The following is a 6,303-nucleotide window of genomic DNA, read 5'->3' on the forward strand; positions in this document are numbered from 1 at the left end:
TGTGTAAATGCGTTGCGCGCTTAACCCCGCAACGCCGCGCGTATCCTATCCCCCATCGCCGCCAGTTCCGCCGCCGGGGTATCTCTGGCATTGGCGAAATTCAGGTCCGGGATGGCGTTCATCGGGATCAGGTGTACATGGGCATGGGGCACTTCCAGCCCCGCCACCATGATCCCGACCCTCTTGCAGCCGGTGACCTGCTCCAGCGCCGGCACGACGCGTTTGGCAAAGGGCAGAAGCCCCGCCAGGGTTGCGTCATCCAGCGTGAAAATATAATCGTGCTCCACCTTGGGGATGACCAGGGTATGCCCCGGCCGTACTGGGCGGATATCGAGAAAGGCCAGATAACGGTCGTCTTCCAGCACTTTCTGCGCCGGGATTTCACCGTTGATGATGCGGCTGAACAGGGTGCTCATGCGTCCTCCTTGAGAGTGGCCAGAACGGCCTCGGCGGCATCCAGGGTGGCGGCTATCTCGGTATCGCCATGGGCCGCCGAGAGGAAACCCGCCTCATAGGCACTGGGAGCGAGATACACCCCGCGCGCCAGCAGGCCATGGAAAAAGCGGGCGTAGCGTTTGCTGTCGGCGGCCATCACCGTATCAAAACCGCGCACCGGCTGTTCCGCAAAGAACCAGCCGAACATGCCCGGCACATGGTTGATCTGCATCGGCACGCCCGCGGCTTCCGCCCGCTCGGCCAGGCCCTCGCAGAGCACCGCCGTCTGCGCCGCCAGGCGCTCATGGAAACCCGGTACCGTCAGCAGCCGCAGGGTCGCCAGTCCGGCGGCCATGGCCACCGGATTGCCGGACAGTGTCCCTGCCTGATATACCGGCCCGGTGGGTGCCAGATATTCCATTATTTCCCGCGGACCACCGACGGCGCCCACCGGCAGACCACCGCCGATGATCTTGCCCAGCGTGGTCAGGTCGGGCCGTACCCCGTAGAGCGCCTGTGCGCCTCCTAGGGCCACCCGGAATCCGGTCATCACCTCGTCGAAGATCAGCACACACCCGTATTGATCACAAACGGCGCGCAGCCCTTCCAGAAAGCCCGGCTCCGGCGGCACGCAGCCCATATTGCCGGCCACCGGCTCGACAATGATGGTGGCCACGTCGAAGCCGAACTGTGCCATCATTTCCACCACCGCCGGGAGGTCGTTATACGGCAGCACCAGAGTATTCTGACTGACCTCGCGCGGAACCCCCGCGCTGGAAGGCTGCCCCAGGGTCAGCGCCCCGGAACCGGCCTTGACCAGCAGACTGTCGCTGTGGCCGTGATAATTGCCCTCGAATTTGATGATCCTGTCGCGCCCGGTGTAACCCCGCGCCAGACGAATGGCGGTCATCACCGCCTCGGTGCCACTGGACGTCATGCGCACCGATTCGATACCCGGCACCAGAGCGCAGACCAGTTCCGCCATCTCCACCTCGATGGCGGTGGGCGCACCAAAGCCCAGCCCCTTGTTCACCTGCGCATGCACCGCCGCCAGCACCTCCGGATGGCCGTGGCCGTGAATCATCGGTCCCCAGGAACCCACATAATCGAGATAGCGCTTGCCTTCCACATCCCAGAAGAAAGGTCCTTCGGCGTGGTCGATGAAGATCGGATCACCGCCCACACCGCGAAAGGCCCGGACCGGCGAATTCACTCCGCCCGGAATGCACTGTTGCGCCATATGGAACAGCGCGTGTGAAGTCTGCGTCATCATCACTCCTTACGGTTATTGAACAGGGCGGTGAAGCGTCGTGCCGCCCCTTCCACATCCTCCGCGGCGAAAACGCCGGAAATTACCGCCAGGGCATCCGCACCAGCCGCAATCAAGGCACGCCCATTGGCCTCCGTGATGCCGCCGATGGCGACAATGGGCAGGTCGATCATCGCGCGCGCCGCCGTCAGGACATCCACACTGACCACCGGCGCCTGCGGTTTGCTGGGAGAGGCGAAAAAAGACCCGAAGGCCACGTAGTCCGCCCCCTGCGTCGCCGCCTCCTGCGCCTGCGGTACCGATCCATAGCAGGAAACCCCGATGAGTATGGCGCGGCCGAATTGCGCACGCAATGCCGCCGGGGGCGCATCTTCTGCCCCCACATGCAGGGCGGGAGCGCCGACAACCCGCGCCAGCCGGGGATCATCATTGACGACGAAAAGGGCGCCGTACTGCGCACAGAGTTCCCGCAAGGCGCCCGCCTGCATGCGCCGTCGCCGCGCGTCGGTCACGACATCGCCCTTATCCCGGTATTGCAGAATGCGCGCCCCCCCGCGCAGCGCTGCCTCGGCCCGCGCCAGGAAAACGGGCTCCGGCATCAGATGGGCGTCGGTGATGGCATACAGCCCGGAAATCAAATGGTCATCTCCGGCCATCCGGCCCCTCCCGATGCCTGCGCGCCCAAAAGAACCGGTCCGGAAAATACTGCCCTTTCCCCAGCGGGTAGGCATGGACCAGACAGGCATGGGTAAAATCCAGTGCTCGCGCCACGGCCTCCTCCATGGTCAAACCATGCGCCAGACCCGCTGCCAGCGCGGCGGCCAGGGTACATCCCGAACCGTGGTAGCTGTGGGGCAGGCGCGCCTGTCGGAAAGTGCGTCGCAAGACCTCGCCCCGAAACAGCAGGTTCTCCAGTTCCGGCTCCTCGCCGTGCCCGCCGCTGATCAGCGCCCACTCCGCCCCATGGCGGTTGAGCCAAACACCCGCCGCGGGCAAATCGCCGGTGCCCGACAAGGCCAGCGCTTCCGGGCCATTGGGCGTCATGACAGTCACTCGGGGCAGCAACCGTGTCACCAGGGCTTCGCGCAGTCCGTCCCCGGCCAGGGCCATGCCGCCTCCGGCCGCCAGCACCGGATCCAGTACCACGGGAATCTGCGAATGGTCCGCCAGCAGCGCGCTCACCGCCGCCACCATGGCCGCGCTGCCCAGCATCCCGATCTTGATGACCTGTACGGACATGTCCTCCAGCACCGCACGGGCCTGCGCTACGGTATCCTGCGGATCGACCGGCGTGTAGCCGCGGACATTCACCGAATCCTGAACGGTCAGCGCGGTGACCGCCGTGCAGCCATGCACCCCCAGGCTGGCCAGGGTCAGCAGGTCGGCCTGCAAGCCCGCACCCGCACTCGGATCGGAGCCGGCAATAGTAAGAACGACGGGCAAAGGACCCACCGCTTCCGGACGACGGGATTCCATCAGGATTGAATCCTCCATATCAAAGGAGCACGCATCAAAAACCACTACAGGACTCTAGCCCGGTACAAAAGCCTGTGGATAACTTTGTGGATACTTTGTCCGTAGTCGTGATTCCGTCATGACAACGACATCTCCGCACCAGAGGAAATGGCCGTTCATAAAATAATTTACATACATAACAATAACCTATGAAAACTAATGAAACATGGTTCCCAACAAGTCCGCATAACTGATGGTTTAGCATCTTTGTGGAAAACTTTCTTCATCCAGAAGGCGGCTCCGACCGCCACATGGCTCAGGATTCCGCCGCGTCGTCGCCCGTCCTCCGCCGTTTTCCTGCCACCCTGGCAAAAATTGGGTCATAGATGGCTATGGGCAGATGCCGCAGAAGGGTGCCCAGCACCGCCATCTGCCAAGGCAGAACGCACCACGGCCGACCCCGGTCGATGGCCCGCCGCATTTTCGCCGCAGCCTGGTCCACCGGCATCAACCAGGGCATCGGGTAGTGATTTTCCGCGGTCATGGGCGTAGCCACATAGCCGGGGGCGATACTGCACACGCGGATGCCGCGGTCTCGCAGTTCCAGGCGCAGGCTCTCCAGGTAGGCGATCGCTCCCGCCTTGGACGCTGAATACGCCGCCGCACCCGGCAGTCCGCGAAAACCGGCGACGCTGGCGATGCCCGCAATCCGCGCCTGTGGCGCCAGATAGGGCAGGAAGGCGCCGCAGGTCAGCTCTACTCCGATCAGATTGGTGGCCACGATTTCGGCAAAAACGGTGCGATCCGCCGGTTCCGCCGTCAGCGTGCCGTGACTGATGCCCGCGTTGGCGATCAGCACGGCGACGGACCCGAAGCCTCCGGCGAAATCCGCTGCAATCCGGTCGAGGGCGGCGCCGTCGCAGACATCGACCGTTCGCAACTCCGCCCGCGCACCCCGCGCGCGCACCTGAACGGCCGTTTCCTGCAAAGCCGTCCGGCGACGCCCGAGGAGCAGGACCACCCGCCCCGGCTCCGCATAGGCCAGCGCCAGCGCCCGACCAATGCCACTGCCCGCCCCGGTGATCACTACCGCGCCCATCATCGTCGACGTCCGCCTCTCACCCCACCGCATTGGACACCAGCTCACCCGCAACCGCCTTTCCTTAAAGCACTATATTCTATTCAACAGTAATTTGTCTATGCCATAAAAGCCATACCCACCTGAAAACATATGGGACATGATAACTGCCATACAGCAAATATAAATCGCGTTTTAACAAATAAAATGCAATATAAAACAATCGTTAATGTATGTTTTTTACAATACAAAAATAAATGTACATGTTATTCTTCAGAAGTATTCTGTTTCTAATTTTCCAGGAAATCGCCGCGCCGCCGAAATCTGTCGGCCATAGCGATGTGCTGGCATCTACCGCTACAACTGGATATACTCCATGGACGGAGAATTATGGTGAAACGCCCTTCCCGTTGCGGGAAGCGAGCCCACTCCGCTGCCGGGTGACACTGTACTTGGCAGCGCCGGGGCAAGGCACCGTTCACCTTCAGACCCTCTGACCAGGTTACGCATGAGCAGTCATCCAGCGCCATCCGCGCTGCACAACGGAGATGCCCTATGGGCAGCGCTGTGCGTGCAGTTGCAAGAACAGACCACCGCCCAGCAGTTCAACACCTGGCTGCGCCCCCTTCGTGGCGAGCTGCATGGTAACGAATTGCGCCTGTTCGCACCCAATACCTTCGTCATGGAGTGGGTACGGGAAAGGCTGATAGACCTGCTGGAAGCGGTGCTTGCCGAGCTTGCGCCAGGGATGCTGCTGCGCCTGGAACTCAGCCCCGAACAGGGGCTGGCGCCGGTCCCGGCGGGAACGGCGACGCCGTCCGCCCCTTCCATCATCGAGCCGCGCAACGGCAACCGGCTCAATCCCGGATTCTCCTTTCAGTCCTATGTCGAGGGCAAATCCAATCAACTCGCGGTGGCGGCTGCCCGGCAGGTCGCCCAAAATCCGGGGAAATCCTACAACCCCCTGTATATCTATGGCGGCGTCGGACTGGGCAAGACCCATCTCATGCAAGCGGTGGGCAACGCCATCCTCCAGCGCAATGCCGATGCCAAGGTGCTCTATGTGAGCTCCGAAGGCTTCATCATGGACATGGTGCGCTCCCTGCAACATAACACCATCAACGACTTCAAGCAGCGCTACCGTAAGCTGGATGCCCTGCTCATCGACGACATCCAGTTTTTTGCGGGCAAGGATCGCACCCAGGAGGAGTTTTTTCACACCTTCAACGCCCTCTTTGACGGCGGTCGGCAGATCATCATCACCTGCGACCGCTATCCCAAAGAGGTGGACCGGCTGGAAGAGCGCCTGCAGTCGCGCTTCGGCTGGGGACTGACGGTCGCCATCCAGCCCCACGATCTGGAAACCCGCATGGCCATCGTTCTTTGCAAGGCGGAAGAAAGCGGCGTCGATTTGCCGGAGGAAGTGGCCTTCTTCATCGCCGAGAAAATCCGCTCCCATGTCCGCGAACTGGAAGGCGCGCTGCGCAGGGTCGTCGCCCACGTCAACTTCACCCACAAGCCCTACAACCTGGACACCGCCCGCGAGGCCCTGCGCGACCTGATCGACGTGCAGAAACGCATGGTCAGCCTCGACAACATCCAGAAAGTCGTAGCCGAGTATTTTCACATTCGCGGCTCGGATATGCAGTCCAAGCGACGCAGTCGCAACATTGCCCGTCCCCGGCAGGTAGCCATGTGCCTCACCAAGGAACTCACCAACCACAGCCTTCCGGAAATCGGCGAGGCCTTCGGCGGACGCGACCACACCACCGTCCTCCACGCCTGCCGCCAGATCGAAAAACTCCGCCTGGAAGAGACCCAGATGGACGAAGATTACCGAAACCTGTTGCGGATTCTTGGCGCATGATCCGAGACCCGCACAAGCTGTGGATAAGCCCCTGCATAACACCTGTGCTATCTCGGTATGAAAAATGGCGCGTTTTTTTATCCCTGGATATACCCACTTATCCACAGCTTGTCGACCGCCTGCCAAAACCGGAAACTTCATACCGGGCAAGGTGCTACTACACCTTTCCACAAGCCATGTGGTCATTAATAGTATTAG

At 61.8% G+C, this 6,303-nt stretch carries 6 protein-coding genes; 1 reads left to right on the forward strand and 5 read right to left on the reverse strand.

The features are described from left to right. Nucleotides 1-20: 20 nt before the first annotated feature. From AFE_RS15140 to AFE_RS15160, 5 genes are all read right to left on the reverse strand, one after another. The gene (locus tag AFE_RS15140; RefSeq protein WP_009566480.1) at nucleotides 21-416 is read right to left on the reverse strand and encodes an HIT family protein; all 396 of its coding nucleotides are present in this window, start codon (nucleotides 414-416) and stop codon (nucleotides 21-23) included. Further along, the gene (hemL, locus tag AFE_RS15145) at nucleotides 413-1,705 is read right to left on the reverse strand and encodes a glutamate-1-semialdehyde 2,1-aminomutase (protein WP_012537706.1); all 1,293 of its coding nucleotides are present in this window, start codon (nucleotides 1,703-1,705) and stop codon (nucleotides 413-415) included. Before hemL ends, AFE_RS15140 begins: the two co-directional genes overlap by 4 nt. A 2-nt stretch (nucleotides 1,706-1,707) precedes the next feature. Next, nucleotides 1,708-2,361, reverse strand: coding sequence for a thiamine phosphate synthase (thiE, locus tag AFE_RS15150; RefSeq protein ID WP_009566482.1), 654 nt, complete (start codon nucleotides 2,359-2,361; stop codon nucleotides 1,708-1,710). Further along, on the reverse strand, nucleotides 2,348-3,181 hold the full coding sequence (gene thiD, locus AFE_RS15155) for a bifunctional hydroxymethylpyrimidine kinase/phosphomethylpyrimidine kinase (protein ID WP_012537707.1): 834 nt from the start codon (nucleotides 3,179-3,181) through the stop codon (nucleotides 2,348-2,350). The genes thiE and thiD overlap by 14 nt, the downstream gene beginning before the upstream one ends. A gap of 295 nt (nucleotides 3,182-3,476) precedes the next feature. Continuing rightward, nucleotides 3,477-4,262: an SDR family oxidoreductase gene (locus AFE_RS15160; protein ID WP_012537708.1), complete on the reverse strand. Its 786-nt coding sequence runs from the start codon at nucleotides 4,260-4,262 to the stop codon at nucleotides 3,477-3,479. A gap of 484 nt (nucleotides 4,263-4,746) precedes the next feature. Here AFE_RS15160 and dnaA point away from each other — a divergent pair, with 484 nt between their 5' ends. Further along, nucleotides 4,747-6,105 carry a chromosomal replication initiator protein DnaA gene (dnaA, locus tag AFE_RS15165; RefSeq protein ID WP_012535739.1) on the forward strand — a complete coding sequence of 453 codons (1,359 nt, stop codon included), beginning with the start codon at nucleotides 4,747-4,749 and terminating at the stop codon, nucleotides 6,103-6,105. Nucleotides 6,106-6,303 lie beyond the last annotated feature (198 nt).

The organism is Acidithiobacillus ferrooxidans ATCC 23270 (assembly GCF_000021485.1).
Classification (GTDB): Bacteria; Pseudomonadota; Gammaproteobacteria; order Acidithiobacillales; family Acidithiobacillaceae; genus Acidithiobacillus; species Acidithiobacillus ferrooxidans.

Coding starts and splice junctions, on each gene's coding strand:
- AFE_RS15140 (WP_009566480.1), bottom strand. CDS start 416: ATGAGCACCCTGTTCAGCCGCATCATCAACGGTGAAATCCCGGCGCAG.
- hemL (WP_012537706.1), bottom strand. CDS start 1,705: ATGACGCAGACTTCACACGCGCTGTTCCATATGGCGCAACAGTGCATT.
- thiE (WP_009566482.1), bottom strand. CDS start 2,361: ATGGCCGGAGATGACCATTTGATTTCCGGGCTGTATGCCATCACCGAC.
- thiD (WP_012537707.1), bottom strand. CDS start 3,181: ATGGAATCCCGTCGTCCGGAAGCGGTGGGTCCTTTGCCCGTCGTTCTT.
- AFE_RS15160 (WP_012537708.1), bottom strand. CDS start 4,262: ATGATGGGCGCGGTAGTGATCACCGGGGCGGGCAGTGGCATTGGTCGG.
- dnaA (WP_012535739.1), top strand. CDS start 4,747: ATGAGCAGTCATCCAGCGCCATCCGCGCTGCACAACGGAGATGCCCTA.